This is a genomic window from Sphingorhabdus sp. (assembly GCF_041737645.1).
Classification (GTDB): domain Bacteria; phylum Pseudomonadota; class Alphaproteobacteria; order Sphingomonadales; family Sphingomonadaceae; genus Sphingorhabdus_B.
In genome coordinates this window covers 54,345-72,997 of record NZ_JBGSRI010000036.1, presented here as the reverse complement: position 1 = coordinate 72,997, position 18,653 = coordinate 54,345, and the positions used below count along the sequence as shown (strand labels likewise).

Below are 18,653 nucleotides of genomic sequence, written 5' to 3'. Positions count from 1 at the left end.
GGATAAAACTTGTTCTAACTCTGCGCCCTCTGCGCCTCTGCGTGAACATCTTGAAGCCCTTCGGGAGAACACAATTGGTTGAGTGGCTTCCCATCATTGGTGTCCTTGTCGCCGCATTCGTCGCTTGGAAATTGCTGACGGGCATCATTAAACTGGCGGTGATCGGCTTGCTGATCGCGGGCGGTGCCTGGTTTATGCTAGGAGGATTGGGTTGATGCTCCAGGATAAAGACCGTATTTTTACAAACCTCTATGGCTATCAGGATTTCGGTCTGAAAGCGGCGCAGAAGCGTGGGGATTGGGACAAGACTGCCGCCCTGATGAAGGTCGGGCAGGATGCGATTATCGAAGAGGTGAAGGCCTCCGGTCTACGCGGACGCGGCGGGGCAGGGTTCCCGACAGGTATGAAGTGGAGCTTCATGCCCAAGGCTCCCACGCCCGAGCGGCCCAATTTCCTCGTCATCAATGCCGATGAATCTGAACCTGGTAGCTGCAAGGATCGCGAGATTATCCGCCATGATCCGCACAAGTTGATCGAAGGGGCATTGCTCGCCGGTTTCGCGATGCGTGCGCGTGCCGCCTATATCTACATTCGCGGCGAGTATATTTTTGAGGCCAAGGCTCTCGAAAAGGCGGTTGCCGAGTCTTATTCAGCGGGGCTGCTTGGCAAAAACGCGGCGAAGTCGGGCTATGATTTCGACGTCTTTGTCCACCGCGGCGCTGGCGCGTATATCTGCGGCGAAGAAACCGCGATGATCGAAAGCCTTGAGGGGAAAAAGGGCCAGCCACGGCTGAAACCGCCATTCCCGGCAGGTGCTGGTCTTTATGGCTGCCCGACGACCGTTAACAACGTCGAGAGCATCGCAGTGGTGCCGACTATATTGCGGCGCGGCGCGGCGTGGTTCAAAAGCTTTGGCCGCGAGAATAACCACGGCACCAAGCTGTTCCAGATTTCGGGCCATGTCGAAAAGCCATGCGTCGTCGAAGAAGAAATGGGCATATCGTTCCGCGACCTGATCGAAAAGCATTGTGGCGGCGTGCGCGGCGGATGGGACAATCTGCTTGCGGTTATTCCCGGTGGTTCATCAGTACCGTTGGTTCCGGCTGCGATGATGATGGACGTACCGATGGATTTCGACGGCTGCAAGGAAGTCGGCAGCGGCCTTGGCACCGCAGCGGTGATCGTGATGGACAAGTCCACCGATATCGTCCGCGCCATTTCGCGGTTGTCGTATTTCTACAAGCACGAAAGCTGCGGCCAATGCACGCCATGCCGCGAAGGCACAGGCTGGATGTGGCGCGTCATGGAGCGTATGCGGACCGGCGATGCTGCGGCGTCAGAAATCGACATGCTGTATGAAGTCACCAAGCAGGTCGAAGGCCACACAATCTGTGCGCTCGGCGATGCAGCGGCTTGGCCGATTCAGGGCCTGATCAAACATTTCCGCCCCGAGATGGAGCGCCGGATTGCCGAACGCGGCGGGATGTTAGAGGCGGCGGAATGACTATGTCTGAAGCTGCTTCTGATCCGCTCATGCTCTTTTTGATGTTCACTCCGCTGATTGCAGTGTTCTCACTTCTAACGATTGTGGGTGGGGTGTTTCCGCTGCTAAAAATTTTCGAGCGGTTAGGTCTCAAAAAGTGGCGGGCACTTTGGCTATTTGTTCCAATTATAAACGTATTTTTCCTTTGGAAATTAGCGCGAGAATATTGGCCCAATGTTATTTCGGGAGGCTCAAATGCCTAAAGTAACCGTAGACGGCCTCGAAATCGAAGTCCCCGCTGGTGCCACCGTGCTGCAGGCTTGTGAGCTTGCGGGCAAGGAAATCCCGCGTTTTTGCTACCATGAACGCCTCTCCATCGCGGGCAATTGCCGCATGTGTCTGGTGGAGGTTGCTCCCGGGCCGCCCAAGCCGCAGGCAAGCTGCGCGTTGCCCGCGACCGAAGGGCAGATTATCAAGACCGACAGCCCAATGGTGAAGAAGGCGCGGGAAGGGGTCATGGAATTTCTCCTGATCAACCACCCGCTCGATTGCCCGATTTGCGATCAGGGTGGTGAATGCGATATGCAGGACCAGAGCGTGGCTTATGGTCGTGGTGCGTCGCGCTACGACGAGAATAAGCGTGCGGTAACCGAGAAATATATGGGGCCGCTCGTCAAAACGGTGATGACCCGCTGCATCCAGTGCACGCGCTGCGTCCGCTTTGCCGAGGAAGTGGCTGGTATCGAGGAAATCGGCGCGATTGGTCGCGGTGAGAATATGCAGATCACCAGCTATCTGGAGCGGGCGGTGACCAGCGAACTATCCGGCAATGTGGTCGATCTGTGCCCCGTGGGCGCGCTGACATCGAAGCCTTATGCTTTCGAAGCGCGGCCGTGGGAGCTGAAGAAAACGCCGAGCATCGACGTCATGGACGCAGTCGGCACCAACATCCGCCTCGACAGCAGGGGCAGGGCTGTGCTTCGCGCCTTGCCGCGTATTAACGATGATGTGAACGAAGAATGGGCCTCCGATAAAACCCGCCATGCGGTCGATGGCTTGACCCACCGGCGCCTCGACAAGCCTTATGTCCGCAAGGACGGTAAGCTTGTTGCGGTTAGTTGGGCAGAGGCTTTTGAAGCTGTAAAAGCGCACTGGTCGGGCGAAGCCGCCGTGCTCTCTGGCGATCAGGTCGATTGCGAAACCATGTTTGCAGCCCGCGAATTGGCGGGTTCGGTGATGCTAGAGGGTCGTCAGACCGGCCTAGCCTATGACACCTCGTCGCTGAGTGCGGTCAATTTCAACACCACTATCGCCGGCATGGAAAATGCCGATGTCATCCTGCTCGTCGGCAGCGACCTGCGCCGGGAAGCCGCTTTGGTAAACACCAGGGTGCAAAAGGCCGTCCGCAAAAAGGGCGCGAAGGTCTTTGCCATCGGTCCGGTAACCGACCTCACCTATAGGGTTGAATGGCTGGGCGACGATCTTTCTGCCCTGACAAAAGCGCCCAAGGCGTTGGCGGATGCCTTGAAAGCGGCTGAGCGCCCCGCGATCATCGTTGGCGGAGGCGCGCTTCGTTACGAAGGCGTGCATGGCGCGGCGCTGGCTTTTGCCAAGAAATACAAGCTGGCCCGTGAGGGCTGGAACGGCTTCAACGTCCTCCATTTCGCCGCAGCGCGCATGGGTGGACTGATGCTGGGTTACGCTTTTGATGGCGGCATCAAGGCGCTAGCGAAGAAAGCGCCGAAGCTGGCCTTCTTTCTCGGCGCAGATGAAGTCGATTACGGCCTCTTTGCCAAGACGTTCAAAGTCTATGTCGGCCATCATGGCGATCAGGGCGCGCGGCATGCCGATGTCATCCTGCCCGGTGCGGCCTATAGCGAGAAGTCCGGCACTTACGTGAACCTCGAAGGTCGCGTCCAACGCGGCGAACGTGCGGTATTCCCGCCGGGGGATGCGCGTGAGGATTGGGCGATTTTCCGCGCGCTTTCCGATGTTTTGGGCAAGCGTCTGCCGTTCGACAGCCTCGATGCGCTGCGTGCTGAAATGGCCAAGGTCGTTCCGGCTCTCGGCGTCGAAGGTCTGGCCACTTATGGCTGGGGCGAACCAAAGCTGCCCGCCACGGTCAGCGGCAAGATCGCCGATTATCCCATCAAGGATTTCTACCTCACCAACGCCATTTGCCGCGCGTCGGAAACGATGCAACGCTGCTCGGCTGAACTGGTGCATGGCGAACAGTTTCTGGAGGCTGCGGAATGACCTCATTCTTCCAATCGCTTGGCATGTCCTATGAAGGTGCGTGGTTCACTGCTACGATTGCCGGAATTTTGCTGATCGCATTCCCGTTGATGCTGGCAGTCGCGCTTGTCATTTATGGTGAGCGGAAATTGTGGGCAGCCTTCGCGCTGCGTCGTGGTCCAAATGTTGTCGGACCATTCGGCGTGCTTCAGTCCTTTGCCGATGGTTTGAAAGTCTTTCTGCAGGAAACGATTATCCCTTCGGCATCGAACCGGGGCCTGTTCCTGATTGCGCCGATCATCACCTTTACCGTGGCGTTGATGGCATGGGCGGTCATACCCTTTGCCGATGGCGTGGTGCTCGCCGATATCAATGTCGGCCTGCTCTATATCCTCGCGATCAGCAGCCTCGGCGTTTACGGCGTGGTAATATCGGGCTGGGCATCCAACTCCAAATATCCTTTTTATTCCGCGATGCGCGCCGCGGCGCAGATGATTTCCTATGAAGTATCCATAGGTTTCATCCTGATCTGCGTCGTCCTGTGGGCAGGTACTTTCAACATGGGCGGTATAATTGCCGCGCAAAAAGGCCATGTGCTGGGCTTTATCAACGCTTATGCGCTGAACCCGCTCCTGTTTCCGATTGCGGTGATGTTCCTCATTAGCGCGATGGCCGAAACCGCACGTGCACCGTTCGATTTGACCGAGGCGGAAAGCGAACTGGTCGCCGGGTACCAGACCGAATATTCGTCAATGGCCTTCGCGCTCTTCTGGCTCGGCGAATATGCCAACGTGCTGCTGATGTGCGCGCTGAACGCGATCCTCTTCTGGGGCGGATGGCTGCCGCCGGTCGATTGGGCGCCGCTGTATATGGTGCCAGGCATCATCTGGTTTTTTGCCAAGATCCTCGTGATGTTCTTTATCTTCGCTTGGGTAAAGGCCACCGTGCCGCGTTACCGCTATGACCAGTTGATGCGTCTGGGTTGGAAGATATTCCTGCCGATCTCGCTGTTCTGGGTGTTTCTGGTGAGCGGGTATCTCATGTTTACGGGACATTTTGCATGACCACCATCGCCCATCTCATCAAATCCTTCACCTTGTGGGAATTCGTCAAGGCGCACTGGCTGACTTTGCAATATTTCTTCAAGCCGAAGGCGACGATCAATTATCCGTTCGAGAAAAACCCGCTGTCGCCGCGTTTCCGGGGTGAACATGCGCTGCGACGCTATCCCAACGGCGAAGAACGCTGCATTGCGTGCAAGCTGTGCGAGGCGGTGTGTCCGGCGCAGGCAATCACTATCGAGGCCGAGCCGCGCGAAGACGGCAGCCGCCGGACGACGCGCTACGACATCGATATGACGAAGTGTATCTATTGCGGTTTCTGCCAGGAAGCCTGTCCCGTTGATGCCATCGTCGAAGGGCCGAATTTCGAATATGCGACCGAAACACGTGAGGAATTGCTATACGACAAGGACAAGCTACTTTCCAACGGTGACAAATGGGAACGCGCCATCGCCGCGAACCTTGCCGCCGATGCGGCCTATCGGTAAGGGGCGCGGATTGTGATTCAAGTCATTTCATTTTACCTCTTTGCCAGTATCCTTATCGCGTCTGCTGCGATGGTGATCTTCGCGCGCAATCCGGTGCACAGCGTGTTGTGGCTGATTGTTGCCTTTTTCAACGCGGCGGGACTGATGGTCCTGATTGGCGCGGAATTTATCGCGATGCTGCTCGTGATCGTATATGTCGGCGCGGTCGCGGTGCTGTTCCTATTTGTTGTCATGATGCTCGACATCGACTTTGCCGAACTGCGCGCGGGATTTGTCAAAAACGTACCACTCGGGCTGTTGCTCGCGGTCATACTGGTGGCCGAACTCATTCTCGGCGTCGGTGCGTATCGCGCAGGAGCGGTCAAGCTTGGAACACCAGAAGCTGGACCGGCGACGGTTTCCAACAGCGTGCCGAATATCGAGGCTATCGGGAACCTGCTCTACAGCAAATATATCTTCCTGTTTGAAAGCGCCGGTCTGATCCTGCTCGTCGCCATGGTGGGTGCGATTGTTCTGACCCACCGCCGAAGCCACGGAACAAAGGGTCAGAATATCAACAGCCAGAATATGCGCCGTCCGCAAGATGCGACGCGCAATGTGAATCAGCCGGTCGGGCAGGGGGTCGAACTGTGATAGGCATCGAACATTATCTGGTGGTCAGCTCCATCCTGTTTGTGATGGGCGTGCTCGGCATCTTCCTGAACCGCAAAAATGTCATCATCATCTTGATGGCGATTGAGCTGATCTTACTGGCCGTGAACATCAACCTGGTGGCCTTCAGCGCCTTCTTGGGTGACCTGACCGGACAGATTTTTGCGATGTTCGTTCTGACCGTCGCCGCAAGCGAGGCGGCGATTGGTCTGGCAATATTGGTTATCTATTTCCGTGGTCGCGGCACAATTGCCGTTGACGATGTCAACCGGATGAAGGGGTGAACATCCAGTGACTTCGATACATATTATCGTTTTCCTGCCGCTTCTGGCAGCACTGATCGCGGGCCTTGGCCAGCGTTTCATCGGTGCGGTTGCGGCCAAGACGATCACGACCGCCGGTCTGTTTACCGCCTGCCTTCTCAGCTGGCCGATTTTCATCGGCTTTCTGACCGGCGGCGAAAAGGCTTACGTTGAACCTGTTATGACTTGGGTGCAATCGGGCACACTTGCTTTTGACTGGGAACTGCGCGTCGATGCACTTACCGCGGTTATGCTTGTGGTTATCACCACGGTATCCGCGCTCGTACATCTGTATAGCTGGGGCTATATGGAAGAAGACCCGGACCAACCGCGGTTCTTTGCCTATTTGTCGCTCTTTACCTTCGCGATGCTCATGCTGGTGACCGCAAACAATCTTGTCCAAATGTTCTTTGGTTGGGAAGGCGTGGGCCTTGCATCCTATCTGCTAATCGGTTTCTGGTACAAAAAGCCCAGCGCCAACGCCGCCGCGATCAAAGCGTTTGTCGTCAACCGTGTAGGTGACTTGGGTTTCATGCTCGGTATCTTCGGCGTGTTCTGGCTGTTCGGAACGGTTTCGATCCCCGATATTTTGGCCGCTGCGCCGGATAAAGTAGGTTCGAGCATCGGTTTCCTCGGCTACCGCGTCGATACGATGAGCTTGCTCTGCGTTCTGTTGTTCATCGGCGCAATGGGCAAATCGGCGCAGTTGGGCCTGCACACATGGCTTCCCGACGCGATGGAAGGGCCGACACCTGTGTCTGCGCTGATCCATGCGGCAACCATGGTAACCGCCGGGGTGTTCATGGTCTGCCGCCTGTCGCCCTTGTTCGAAACGAGCCAGTTTGCCCTCGACGTTGTGACGATTGTCGGCGCGACGACGGCGATATTCGCGGCTACTGTCGGTCTGGTTCAGACCGATATCAAGCGCGTGATTGCCTATTCGACCTGTTCGCAACTCGGCTATATGTTCTTTGCCGCGGGTACAGGCGCCTATGGCGCGGCGATGTTCCATCTGTTCACACACGCTTTCTTCAAGGCGTTGCTGTTCCTGGGCGCGGGATCGGTGATCCATGCCATGCACCATGAACAGGATATGCGTTATTATGGTGGCTTGCGGAAACATATACCGGTCACCTTCTGGGCGATGATGGCGGGAACGCTGGCCATTACCGGCGTCGGCATTGTCGGTGTTGGCGGATTTGCGGGTTTCTATTCCAAGGATGCAATTATCGAGGCTGCCTTCGCCAGCGGATCGACCTATCATATGTACGGCTTTGCTATCGGTGTTATCGCCGCGTTGCTGACCAGCTTCTACAGCTGGCGCTTGATGTTCCTGACCTTCTTCGGAAAGCCGCGCTGGATCCAGAGCGAGCATATCCAGCACAGCGTCCACAAGACGCCCGAAACGGCCGAAGATTCAACGGGCGGTTACCATCCGCATGAAAGCCCGCTGTCCATGCTCATACCGCTGGGCGTATTGACTCTTGGCGCTGTATTCGCAGGTTTTCTATTCCATGGTGGATTTATCGAGGCGGAAACCGGCAAAGAGTTCTGGGCCAACAGCACCCTCTATTTCAACGAACATTTGATGCACGCCATGCATGAAGTGCCACTGTGGGTAAAGTTGTCGTCAACCGTCGCCATGCTGACCGGCCTTACCGTTGCATATTTGATGTACCAGCGCTCCGACGATGCGCCGCACAAGGTCGCAACTATGTTCGCCCCGCTATACCGTTTCTTCCTCAATAAATGGTATTTTGACGAGCTTTATAACCTGATTTTCGTCCGTCCGGCCTTCTGGCTTGGCCGCCTTTTCTGGCAGCAAGGGGACATTGGCATCATTGATAAATATGGTCCCAATGGTTCAGCCGCGTTAGTAAACTTCAGCAGCCGGATGGCTGTGCGGATGCAGTCTGGATATCTTTACACCTATGCGCTGGTCATGCTTTTGGGCCTTGTAGCAGCGGTGAGCTGGATGATGGTGAAAGCATAATGAACGCCTCAGCACTGCCAATTCTCTCGATCATGCTGGCTATCCCAATGGTAGCCGCAATCGCCTGTCTGTTTGCGCGCGCCGAAACCGCCCGCCTCTTGGCGCTCGGAGCAACGCTGCTCAATCTGGCATTGGGCGTATGGCTGTGGGTCAGCTACAATCCAGCAGGCGCGCAGTGGCAATTCGTTGAAAGCCAGCAATTTTTCGGCCCCGTTGGCTGGAAGCTGGGTATTGACGGTATTTCCCTGATGCTCATCATGCTGTCGGTATTCCTCATGCCGATCTGTATCGGGGCAAGCTGGCGCGCGGTTCAAAGCCGTGTCGGTGAATATATGGCGGCGTTCCTGCTTATGGAAACGCTGATGATCGGCGTTTTCGCGGCGCAGGATCTGCTGCTGTTCTATATTTTCTTCGAAGCCGGATTGATCCCGATGTATTTGATTATCGGCATCTGGGGCGGAGCAGAGCGGATTTACGCTTCATATAAATTCTTCCTCTACACCCTGCTTGGCTCGGTCGTGATGTTGATCGCCATGTTGTGGATGATCCAGACCGCCGGAACCGCCGATATTCCGACGCTGCTCAACTCCGATTTCCCGGTTGAGGCGCAGAAATGGCTGTGGCTGGCATTCTTCGCAAGTTTCGCGGTCAAAATGCCGATGTGGCCGGTGCACACATGGTTGCCCGATGCCCACGTTCAGGCGCCAACTGCCGGTTCGGTCATTCTGGCGGGCGTTTTGTTGAAAATGGGTGGCTATGGCTTCCTGCGTTTTTCGCTGCCGATGTTCCCGGAGGCCAGCGCCGATTTCATTCCGCTGGTTTTCGGCCTGTCGATGGTCGCGGTGGTTTACACATCTCTGGTCGCGCTTGTGCAAAACGATATGAAGAAACTGATCGCCTATTCGTCCGTCGCCCATATGGCGATTGTGACCGTCGGCCTGTTCACTTTTAATCAGCAGGGTATCGAGGGTGCGATTATCGTGATGCTTAGCCATGGGCTGGTGTCAGGCGCGCTATTCCTGTGCGTCGGTGTGATTTACGACCGGCTGCATACGCGCGAAATCAGCCGTTATGGCGGTTTGAGTATCAACATGCCCAAATATGCGCTGCTGTTTATGCTCTTTACGATGGCGAGTGTGGGACTACCCGGAACCAGTGGTTTTGTGGGTGAGTTCCTGTCTCTGGCGGGCGCGTATAAGGTATCGACGTGGGCGACCTTGATTGCGACAACCGGTATCATTTTGGGCGCAGGCTATATGCTCTTTCTCTATCGCCGTATCGCCTTTGGTGAGCAGAAAAATGCTGATGCGGCGGCGATGCCTGACATTGACGGTCGAGAAATGTGGCTTCTCGCACCCATTGCAGCAGTGGTGCTGTGGATGGGGGTCTATCCCGAAAGCTTCCTTGCTCCGATACGCAGCGACGTTGCGACCATTGTCGCACGGATTGAACGTGCTGCACCATTAGGTGACAGTAAATTGAAGGCCAATGATCCTACCACTTCGAAATATCGGGTCGGGAGCCATAATGAAGAAAAGAACAAGGCTGAGGGGAGCCTCCACTAATGGACCTTAACGCTTCGCTTTTCCTCGTTCGCCCCGAGGTCATTCTCAGTTTTTCGGCACTGGTTTTGCTGCTCCTCGCCGCATGGCGGAGCGAGGCTGGTCGGTTGGCGAGCATTTTGGCAGTTGCCGCGCTGGTCGGGGCGGGTGCTTATGTCGTGCAATTTATGGCGACGGGTACCGATGCTTTGGCGTTTGACGGATTGATCGGCAACGATGCGTTCGGCAATTTTGCAAAGATTTTGATTTATTTCGCCGCGGCAATTTCGTTGATGATTGCCCCGCGCTTCCTTGAAAAAGTCGGCGCCATGCGGGCGGAATATCCTGTCCTGATCCTGCTTGCGGCTATTGGCATGGGCATCATGGTTTCCGCAACGGATCTGGTGACGCTCTATATCGGGCTCGAACTCAACAGCTTGGCAGCTTACGTCCTTGCGAGTTTTGCGCGATATGACGGGCGCTCGGCTGAAGCAGGTTTAAAATATTTCGTACTCGGCGCGTTGGCGAGCGGCATTTTGCTGTTCGGCATGTCGCTGCTTTACGGCTTTACTGGTTCGACTAGCTTTAGCGCGATCGGTACGGCCCTGAACGGCGACATAAGCCTTGGGATGATTTTCGGCATAGTTTTCGTATTGTCCGGCCTTGCTTTCAAGATCAGCGCTGCGCCATTCCATATGTGGACGCCTGATGTGTACGAAGGTGCACCGACCCCGGTGACCGCTTTTTTTGCCAGCGCCCCCAAGGTTGCGGCCACAGCATTGCTGATTCGGGTGGTTATTGAGGCATTCGGGAACGAAGTGATGGTCTGGCAGCAGATTGTTATCGTTGTGGCTTTGATGTCGATCATCATTGGTGCCGTAGGCGCGATCGGTCAGCAGAATTTGAAGCGTCTGCTGGCCTATAGCTCCATCAACAATATCGGCTTCATCCTTATCGGCCTTGCTGCAGGGACCGAGCAGGGGGTTGCCGGTATGCTGGTCTACCTCGCAATCTATGTCGCGATGACGCTCGGCAGCTTTATCGTGCTGATGCAGCTGAAGGCGCATGACGGGTCCTATCGGGAAACATTCGGGGATATCGCTGGCTTGTCGAAAACCCGTCCCGCTTTGGCCGCAGTCTTTGCCATTTTCATGTTCAGTCTGGCTGGCATTCCGCCGCTATTTGGATTCTGGGGCAAGCTGGTGGTGTTTCAGGCTGCTGTGGCTGCCAACCTGCTTCCGCTCGCGGTTATCGGTATTGCCGCTTCGGTAATTGGGGCCTTCTACTATCTGAAGGTCGTAAAAGTAATGTATTTTGACGACGCAGCCGATGTGATTGCGCCTTCTGACGACGTGGTGTTGAGCTGGACTGGCGGCATAATGGCCGCGGCGGTTTCGCCGCTCGGCTATCTGGCTATACCGGTTCTGGGGGCGCTCTCGGCGCAAGCTGCAAAGGCGCTGTTCTGAATCCCATTTTTGAAGAAGTTGCATTGACCGGGTCGACCAACGACGACCTGCTGCAACGCGCGGCCGCAGGAGCGCCGGAGGGTCTTTGGCTACGTGCCGATGCGCAGGACGGCGGCCGTGGGCGTATGGGACGCAACTGGGAAAGTCCTGCCGGTAATGTGTTCGCCAGCACGATAGTTCGTCTGCAACCTTCCGACCCACAGGCTCCCACATTGGCTTTTGTCGCTGCCTTGGCGGTTTACGATACACTTCACTTGATCGCGCCGGAATGCGCGGTGCAGATCAAATGGCCCAATGATTTGCTCTCCGCCGACGGTGCAAAGCTGTGTGGCATATTGCTTGAACGGAAAGGCGACGCGGTTGTGGTCGGCATTGGCATCAATCTGACTTCGTCACCCGAGATTCCGGGGCGACTTACCACCGATCTCAAGACGCTCGTCATCCTGCCGCCACATCCGCAGGCCGTCACCGAGATTTTAGCCTCTAACATGGCAATCTGGATGGGGCGGTGGCGTCAATATGGTGTTCAAACGCTGACGACCCATTGGCAAAAGGCGGCCCATCCAGTCGGAACGGCGCTTTCGGTGCAATTGCCCAATGGCGAGCGTGAAGAAGGACTTTACGCCGGGCTAACAGCAGAGGGTGCGCTTCAGCTTCGCTTGGCGGATGGGACGATCCATGCCATTCATGCTGCCGATGTTTTTCTTGTTTAAGCAGAGGACTGACTATGCTGCTCGCAATTGATACCGGCAACACCAACGTTAAATTCGCGCTGGTCGACGAAAGCGGGGCGCTTGTGAAGCGCTGGCGCATAGCCACCGACGCGCGTCGTACCGCGGACGAATATGCGGTTTGGCTCGATCAATTGATCCAGATGTCGGGTTTCCAAAGAAGTGACGTCAACGCGGTCATTATTGCCACAGTGGTACCACGCGCGCTGCACAATTTGCAATTATTGGCCGTTAATTATTTTGGTTGTGAAGCTTTGGTCGCGGGGCGTGGCACAATGGAATGGGGCATTGAGCTACAGGTAGCTGAACCAAAGTCCGTTGGTGCGGACCGCGCCGTAAACGCAATCGCTGCCCAGGCTATTGCCACAGGGGATAAGTTGGTTATCAGCTTTGGTACCGCAACAACATTTGACTATATCGGCCCAGATGGATCGTATCGCGGCGGCAGCATTGCCCCCGGAGTTAATCTCAGTCTGGATGCACTTTATGCCGCTGCCGCTATGTTGCCGCGTATTGCAATCGAACCGCCACCGAATGAAAGTGTAATTGGTACGACAACTGTTGGACAAATGCAGATTGGTATCTATTGGGGCTATGTGGCGATGATCGAAGGGATGATCGCACGGATGAAGGCTGAAATTGGCAATCCGGTTACGGTCATCGCTACCGGTGGTCTTGCCATTCTTTTTCAGCAACATGGCCATTTATTTGACCGGGTAGAACCGGATTTGACGCTGCGGGGGCTGGCGTATTTATACAGGAATCGAGAAAAGAAAATATGACTACCCCGAAAAATGAACTTCTTTTCCTCGCACTGGGCGGGTCGAACGAGATAGGCATGAACGTCAATTTATATGGATGTCAGGGCAAATGGGTTATGGTTGACCTCGGCCTGACATTTGCAAATTCAGAATATCCTGGCATCGATTTAATTCTGCCTGATCTGGATTTTATCGAGCAGCGTAAAGACGATCTTCTGGGTATAGTTCTCACGCACGGGCATGAAGATCATATTGGCGCTGTTGCCTATTTCGCCGCTGATCTTGGCGTGCCGCTATACGCGTCGCCCTTCACTGCGACACTTATACGCGGCAAGCTGGAAGAAGAAGGTATCGCCGACAGCGTCGAACTCAATGTTGTCCCGATGGAAGGCAGTTTCGATCTGGGTCCATTCGGATTTCAGTTCGTCACGCTGGCGCACTCAATACTGGAAATGAGTGCCTGTGTTATATCAACCCCATATGGTAAGGTTTTTCACTCCGGCGATTGGAAATTAGACGAGCAACCGGTTATCGGTATGCCTTCCACCGCCGAACAACTCACAGCGATCGGCAATGACGGTATATTGGCCCTGATATGCGATTCAACCAACGCGTTTAATTCAGGTAATAGCGGAAGCGAAGGCAGTGTGAAGGCGGATCTTTTGAAATCTGTAAAGGCGGCAAAGGGACGTGTGCTGTTGACGACATTCGCCTCGAACGCAGCGCGTTTGCAGACAATGGGTGAAGTCGCGCGTGAAACCGGCAGGACCCTATGCTTCGCAGGCCGGTCCTTGCACCGCATTATCGAAGCCGCGCAAGCCAATGGCTACCTGAAAGACCTACCAAAGACGGTCGATATGGAGTCTGTTAACGGGCTGGCACTTAAGGATGTCATGGTCGTTGCAACTGGCGGGCAGGGTGAGGCGCGCGCTGCACTGGCGCGGATTGCGGATGGCAACCATCCGGTTAAATTGGAAGAGGGTGATACCGTTATCTTTTCTTCAAAACAGATACCCGGGAATGAAATCGCTATTGGTGTCATCATGAACAAACTTGCCGAGCGAAACATTCTAACCGTAACCGAAAAGCAGGCGCATGTGCATGTATCCGGTCACCCAGGGCAGCCTGAATTGGCAATGCTTTATGATTGGATTAGGCCGTCAGTATTGGTTCCTGTACATGGTGAACGTCGTCATATGGCGGAACAGGCCAGATTTGCTAAAGCACATGGTGTAAAAACTACGCTGGTCCAATCCAATGGTGACGTAGTGCGCCTTGCTCCCGGAAAACCTGAAATTGTAGGAAAAGAACGGACGGGTCGATTGATACTCGACGGTGACACTATTATCTCGGCCGATGGTGCCACTATCAACGAACGGCGGAAGCTTTCCTGGTATGGATTGATATCTGTCGCGTTCGCATTGGATGGCAACGATCGATTATTGGGTAATCCTCAAATACGATTGCATGGAATTCCTATCGAAGAAGATTTGGCCGATTTCATTGATGATGCAACCGACGCTGTTGTTAAAGCGGTTCGCGAAAACAAGGGCGACTTTGAAAAATTGCGAGAATCTGTAAGATTAGCAGTCCGCCGCGTTGCGACCAGCTGGACCGGCAAAAAACCGATTGTGGATGTTATGATATTGGAAACGGCATGAGCTTGACATCGATCATTGCGATTTATCTGCTTTTTTGGGTGATGAGCGCTTTTGTAATATTGCCAATAGGCGTAAAAACACATGAAGAATTGGGTCTGGAAACAATACCCGGTCAGGCAGATAGCGCGCCCGGAAATTTCCGTCCCGGCGTGATTATACTAAGAACAACAATTCTTTCAGCCGTGCTTTTTGCTCTTTATTATGCGAACTATAACTATGGTTGGATAACACGCGATAGCTTTGACTTTCTTATTTCACCGCCTAATACCTAATTCAATTGCGGAGTCGTTCTATCGCCTGTGCTAACGCGACATATAGCTTGCCGACATCAGATGACAGCAGTGTCACACAAATTGCATTGCCATCACGCGTGCTAAGTAAAACCCGCATCATTGCTTCGAAATCATGAATGTAGCGATTTACATGCTCTCGAAATTCAGCGTCCTGTCCATAGTGAGTTGCAATAGTTCGCGTTTCACCCGCGTCCAGAAGTCGAACTGCTCGGCGAGTGAAAACGCCCCGGTCACCCTTTAGATAGGCGGCCCATGCGGTATCTGTAACTTCGTTGGAAAGTATCTTGGCAACGTCAATAGACGTGGAATTCAATGATTCAGTTAGCAAAACCATCCGCCTAGAAAAGCTGTCATCGTCAATTCCTTCAAAGCTGTTACGGCTCTCGGTAACCCGCTTTTCGAGATTGTTTGCGAGCTCGTCTAGCTCCTTTATCTGCGAGGTAAGTGCGATAGTCGAAGATTCAGACAAGGACAGATTTCGTTCAACGGCGGTTTGAACAAGATCATTCATTGACTTGATTTGACCGTCGATGGCCTTGGCCAGTGACAGTTGATTTTGTTCAATCAACCGGTCTGCCACATGAACAAGCTCTGCATCTATGATCTCGCGGCTGTCGCTAGCTGCCTTTTTTGTAGTTTCACGCAAACCGTTAAGCGAGTCGTTCAACTTGGACTGTGCTTCCTCCGTAACCGCGTTAAGTACAGTGCGCGTTTCGGCAAGTGCGGCAGTAAGTGTTTCCACTTGTTCGTGGCGAGCAACAAAATGTGCGTCGCTTTCCGCCATAATTTTTTCAACATTTTCGCGCTGGTCATGTATCAAGCTGCCAAGGATATTTGTTTTGTCGATCAGTGCTTCGCTGAGTGAATCAAGTTCACCCGCACTATTTGACGCGACGCTAAGTTGCTCTGCTGCCGCGGAAAAGTTTGTGTCCATCATAGCAATTGATGCCGGGATTTTGTTGGATATTTCCTCGTTAACTGCATTTAAGGCGGCTAACAGCCGGCCTGAAAGCTCCATAAGTGATTGCGTTATATGCTGATTATTGTTCAAATCAGCGCCTACGGCCCGTGAGCTTTCGCTTAGCGCGGAAACGGCAAACGCCAACTTCGCCGTCTGGTCTGTCGCGGCCTGGTCAATTTCCGTAATTCTAGCCGAGCTCAATCCTAAATGCTTTTCAACTTCGCCAATAATAGCAAAAATCCGACCTCTCTCTTCCTCCGATTGTTGGGAAAGTCCTGAGAGACTCTTTTCGACCTCAGATATATTTTTGCCGATTTTCTCCGCGCTTTCTTGTACGAAATGATCCAGATTATTTAGAGTGGATCCAACTTTTTGAACCATATTTTCGGCGGCGCCGCTTAAAAGTTCCGCTGACACAACTGCCCGTTTTTCGCTCTCGGTACTTGCAAGGTCCAAGGTTGCTGCACTCTCACGAGATATTTTGTGGAGTTTCTCGAAAACAACATCGGCACGAGAACCAACCTGGTCGATGTATTCCCGCGTCGAAATGCCGGCTTCGCTGATGCGCTCCAGGCCGGAAATTAAAAGTTTGATTTGAAGCTGCGCATTGCTTCCTGCGCTACCGATCTGGTTTGTCACATCCTTGGCGGCGCTGGTGACGACAGGCAAATGTTTGCGTAACTGCTCTAAATTAGTCGTCGCGGCATTACTGACCGTTTCCAAAGTCTTGGCCTTTTCGTCGCTGTCGGCCAAGGCCTCGGCCAATATTCCGGCCGCTTCAATCAAATGTTGGGATGACCTTTTTCCAACGGATTCCAATTCAAGCGCATTTTGCGCCAGAAATTGACGTGCCATGGAAATTTCTTCATTGACGGTCCGCATTCTGCGCTCAAGAGCCATGCTCTCCTGCCTCAAAGAAAGGGCGACATTGCCAAAGCGGACTGATTCAGCGCTGCTGTGCCGCATGGTAAGTAACCAGCCAACCGCCAAAAACAACATAGGCGTCGCCCACATACTGGCCAGATAAACCAGGCGTTCTATCGCAAGTCCACCTGACACTTCTGCATAATATACAAAAGCAAAAAAGGCGGTCCAGGACACTGAAAGTGCAAGGATAATGAATGGAATTATATATTCCTTCCAGCTGCTTGCACTTGAATTGGGATAGTCCCAATCAGATTGGAGATCGCCACCTTCGAGGTCCGCGTCCGTAATGAAAGGGGACCCGTCCGCTATGCCTTCAGCGTATGGCAAATCTGTTGCCAGTTCGGTCGCTTCTATCGGCCTTGTCAGGCCAACAATTTTTGATCGTGCAGTCATAAAATCCTGTTTACCATATTTTATCCACAGGGAAACGCAAAGTTAACTCTATGTTCGTTATAAGTTTTGAATGTCTATGGATTATGGCTCTTTTGACACAGCATTAAAGGCTGCTGCCGGCGAAAATGATGATCTCATTGCTGAACTTCGCGCTTCTTTTGTGGAGAGCGCTAAGTGGCAATTGAGCCTGCTCACCCGGTCGCGATGTGACGCAAACTGGCAATATACAAGTTGGCGACTAAAAGGTCTTGCCGCAAGTTTTGGGGCAACCCGGCTAATGGTATTGGCGGACGAGGCGGTGGACGGTGCACCCGGAGATCCGGTCGTTTTACGTAAAATAGTTGCGGCAATCAGCGAAATTGAGACCCACGAAATTCTATTGTAGCTGGTAAGTACATTCTCAGTTGTCTTGCTTTCAGGGCGCTGTAAATAATATTGTTGGCAATGCGGGTCCGTAGCCCATATCAGTTTTGATAATGCCGGTCACTTTTCATCAAGATAATTTAGTCGCCCTTCTTTCGGCAGCAGATGCCACCGCAGAGCAATCTTCCACGCACAATACGGTTGAGCCTATCAGGGTGGCCGGGAATTGCTTATTAGAAATTCAGTTGATGGCGCTCAGAAGAGCAGGATGTTCGTTTTTCATAATTGAAGTAGACAATGTGTCGGGTGCGCTTCTTGCAATGGTTGATCGGTTTCGGCGAGAAGGACTGTCTCTTGAGTTTGCACGAAATATAAATGATCTTCGGGAATTGGTTCGGCCTGGGATGCGATTAATTATTCAGGCAGAGGATCATTTTTATTCTGATGAACTCATCGCCGATCTCATGGCTCATAAAACAGCATTTCTTGCGGCAATTGACAGCCGCGAAGAAAATGCGGACTTTGAACGAATTGATCTCAATACCCGTTGGGCCGGCTTTGCTGCGATGAATGCAGAAGTCATTTTCAAAATGAAAGAGTTGCCCGATGATTGGAATTTAGTTTCTTCATTGCTTCGCCAGGCAGTCCAAGAGAAGTTGGAATTCCTGATGGTTCCGCAGGTTCACCTGCAAAATAGGGCCATCGCTAAAATAAACAGCAAAGCCAAGGCACACGAGCTAAATAACCTGATTCTCAATTTTCGATCAAAGGTATCAAGCGGATGGGTGGAACGGACCTTTTATGCACCCTTTGCCAAATTGTTGGCACTTAGAATCTGGTCAAACGACAATTTTTTGTCGCTTTCTAGTTTCTCGGGTATCATACTTTCATTAGTGTGCCTCGCATTGGCATTTTTCGACTTACCGATCTTGGCACTTTTCGGGGCACTTGGTTGCCTATTTTGTAATTATCTTGATTTTGTTGTTCAAGGGAACGATTTTGATCTGAAAAATCGAACTTGGCCTGATCGTATATTCTGGCTAATATTGTGTACGTCTGGTTTAGTGGTCTCTTATTCGCTCAGCTACTATAGTTCAGACACGATTTCGTTTATGGCAGTAGTCATTGGGTTGGCCATTCTGGCACGAAGTCTGACTTTGCCTCATTGGGTCAAAGCGTTACTTCTTTCGCCTTCGCTTATCGTTATTTGTTTGATTTTGGCAGCTTTGATGTCTGTATTTTCAATCGGGATAAAAGCCGTAGTTTTGGCGCAGCTTTTACTCCTTATCGCAGGACGGCATCTATCTGAAAGAAAACATGTAAAGAATGATTAGACTTAAAAC

The 18,653-nt window shown here is 53.2% G+C and carries 18 protein-coding genes; 17 read left to right on the top strand and 1 reads right to left on the bottom strand.

Annotated features, from left to right (window positions below; genetic code table 11):
* The 15 genes from ACEW72_RS05595 to ACEW72_RS05525 all read left to right on the top strand — a co-directional run.
* Nucleotides 1-215, top strand: a 215-nt coding sequence (locus tag ACEW72_RS05595) for a hypothetical protein (protein WP_373475394.1), incomplete at its 5' end; no start/stop codon positions are given.
* Nucleotides 215-1,504 carry an NADH-quinone oxidoreductase subunit NuoF gene (nuoF, locus tag ACEW72_RS05590; RefSeq protein WP_373475393.1) on the top strand — a complete coding sequence of 430 codons (1,290 nt, stop codon included), beginning with the start codon at nt 215-217 and terminating at the stop codon, nt 1,502-1,504. The genes ACEW72_RS05595 and nuoF, both read left to right, overlap by 1 nt.
* Nucleotides 1,501-1,746, top strand: a complete 246-nt coding sequence (locus ACEW72_RS05585) for a hypothetical protein (protein WP_373475392.1) — start codon at nt 1,501-1,503, stop codon at nt 1,744-1,746. The genes nuoF and ACEW72_RS05585 overlap by 4 nt, the downstream gene beginning before the upstream one ends.
* Entirely contained in the window at nt 1,739-3,739 is a 2,001-nt protein-coding gene (gene nuoG, locus ACEW72_RS05580; protein WP_373475391.1) for an NADH-quinone oxidoreductase subunit NuoG, read from the top strand. The genes ACEW72_RS05585 and nuoG overlap by 8 nt, the downstream gene beginning before the upstream one ends.
* The gene (gene nuoH, locus ACEW72_RS05575; RefSeq protein ID WP_373475390.1) at nt 3,736-4,782 is read left to right on the top strand and encodes an NADH-quinone oxidoreductase subunit NuoH; all 1,047 of its coding nucleotides are present in this window, start codon (nt 3,736-3,738) and stop codon (nt 4,780-4,782) included. Before nuoG ends, nuoH begins: the two co-directional genes overlap by 4 nt.
* Nucleotides 4,779-5,267 (top strand): NADH-quinone oxidoreductase subunit NuoI, encoded by a 489-nt coding sequence (gene nuoI, locus ACEW72_RS05570; protein ID WP_373475389.1) that lies wholly within the window; start codon nt 4,779-4,781, stop codon nt 5,265-5,267. Before nuoH ends, nuoI begins: the two co-directional genes overlap by 4 nt.
* 12 nt (nt 5,268-5,279) lie before the next feature.
* The gene (locus tag ACEW72_RS05565) at nt 5,280-5,900 is read left to right on the top strand and encodes an NADH-quinone oxidoreductase subunit J (RefSeq protein ID WP_373475388.1); all 621 of its coding nucleotides are present in this window, start codon (nt 5,280-5,282) and stop codon (nt 5,898-5,900) included.
* Nucleotides 5,897-6,202, top strand: coding sequence for an NADH-quinone oxidoreductase subunit NuoK (gene nuoK, locus ACEW72_RS05560; RefSeq protein ID WP_143775500.1), 306 nt, complete (start codon nt 5,897-5,899; stop codon nt 6,200-6,202). The genes ACEW72_RS05565 and nuoK overlap by 4 nt, the downstream gene beginning before the upstream one ends.
* A gap of 7 nt (nt 6,203-6,209) precedes the next feature.
* A complete protein-coding gene (gene nuoL, locus ACEW72_RS05555) occupies nt 6,210-8,213 on the top strand; it encodes an NADH-quinone oxidoreductase subunit L (protein WP_373475387.1) in 2,004 nt (667 codons plus the stop codon).
* A complete protein-coding gene (locus tag ACEW72_RS05550) occupies nt 8,213-9,778 on the top strand; it encodes an NADH-quinone oxidoreductase subunit M (protein ID WP_373475386.1) in 1,566 nt (521 codons plus the stop codon). Before nuoL ends, ACEW72_RS05550 begins: the two co-directional genes overlap by 1 nt.
* A complete protein-coding gene (gene nuoN, locus ACEW72_RS05545) occupies nt 9,778-11,220 on the top strand; it encodes an NADH-quinone oxidoreductase subunit NuoN (protein ID WP_373475385.1) in 1,443 nt (480 codons plus the stop codon). The genes ACEW72_RS05550 and nuoN overlap by 1 nt, the downstream gene beginning before the upstream one ends.
* Nucleotides 11,221-11,243: 23 nt before the next feature.
* Nucleotides 11,244-11,933 (top strand): biotin--[acetyl-CoA-carboxylase] ligase, encoded by a 690-nt coding sequence (locus ACEW72_RS05540; RefSeq protein WP_373475384.1) that lies wholly within the window; start codon nt 11,244-11,246, stop codon nt 11,931-11,933.
* A 14-nt stretch (nt 11,934-11,947) separates the two neighbouring features.
* Nucleotides 11,948-12,733, top strand: a complete 786-nt coding sequence (locus tag ACEW72_RS05535) for a type III pantothenate kinase (RefSeq protein ID WP_373475383.1) — start codon at nt 11,948-11,950, stop codon at nt 12,731-12,733.
* Nucleotides 12,730-14,373: a ribonuclease J gene (locus ACEW72_RS05530; RefSeq protein ID WP_373475382.1), complete on the top strand. Its 1,644-nt coding sequence runs from the start codon at nt 12,730-12,732 to the stop codon at nt 14,371-14,373. Before ACEW72_RS05535 ends, ACEW72_RS05530 begins: the two co-directional genes overlap by 4 nt.
* Nucleotides 14,370-14,645 (top strand): DUF1467 family protein, encoded by a 276-nt coding sequence (locus ACEW72_RS05525; protein WP_373475381.1) that lies wholly within the window; start codon nt 14,370-14,372, stop codon nt 14,643-14,645. The genes ACEW72_RS05530 and ACEW72_RS05525 overlap by 4 nt, the downstream gene beginning before the upstream one ends.
* A 1-nt stretch (nt 14,646) precedes the next feature.
* On the opposite strand, the gene ACEW72_RS05520 is transcribed toward ACEW72_RS05525, so the two are convergent.
* Nucleotides 14,647-16,728: a hypothetical protein gene (locus ACEW72_RS05520; protein ID WP_373475380.1), complete on the bottom strand. Its 2,082-nt coding sequence runs from the start codon at nt 16,726-16,728 to the stop codon at nt 14,647-14,649.
* Nucleotides 16,729-17,017: 289 nt separating this feature from the next.
* Here ACEW72_RS05520 and ACEW72_RS05515 point away from each other — a divergent pair, with 289 nt between their 5' ends.
* Both ACEW72_RS05515 and ACEW72_RS05510 read left to right on the top strand, forming a co-directional pair.
* On the top strand, nt 17,018-17,332 hold the full coding sequence (locus ACEW72_RS05515; protein ID WP_373475379.1) for an Hpt domain-containing protein: 315 nt from the start codon (nt 17,018-17,020) through the stop codon (nt 17,330-17,332).
* A 91-nt stretch (nt 17,333-17,423) separates the two neighbouring features.
* Nucleotides 17,424-18,644 carry a hypothetical protein gene (locus ACEW72_RS05510; protein WP_373475378.1) on the top strand — a complete coding sequence of 407 codons (1,221 nt, stop codon included), beginning with the start codon at nt 17,424-17,426 and terminating at the stop codon, nt 18,642-18,644.
* Nucleotides 18,645-18,653 lie beyond the last annotated feature (9 nt).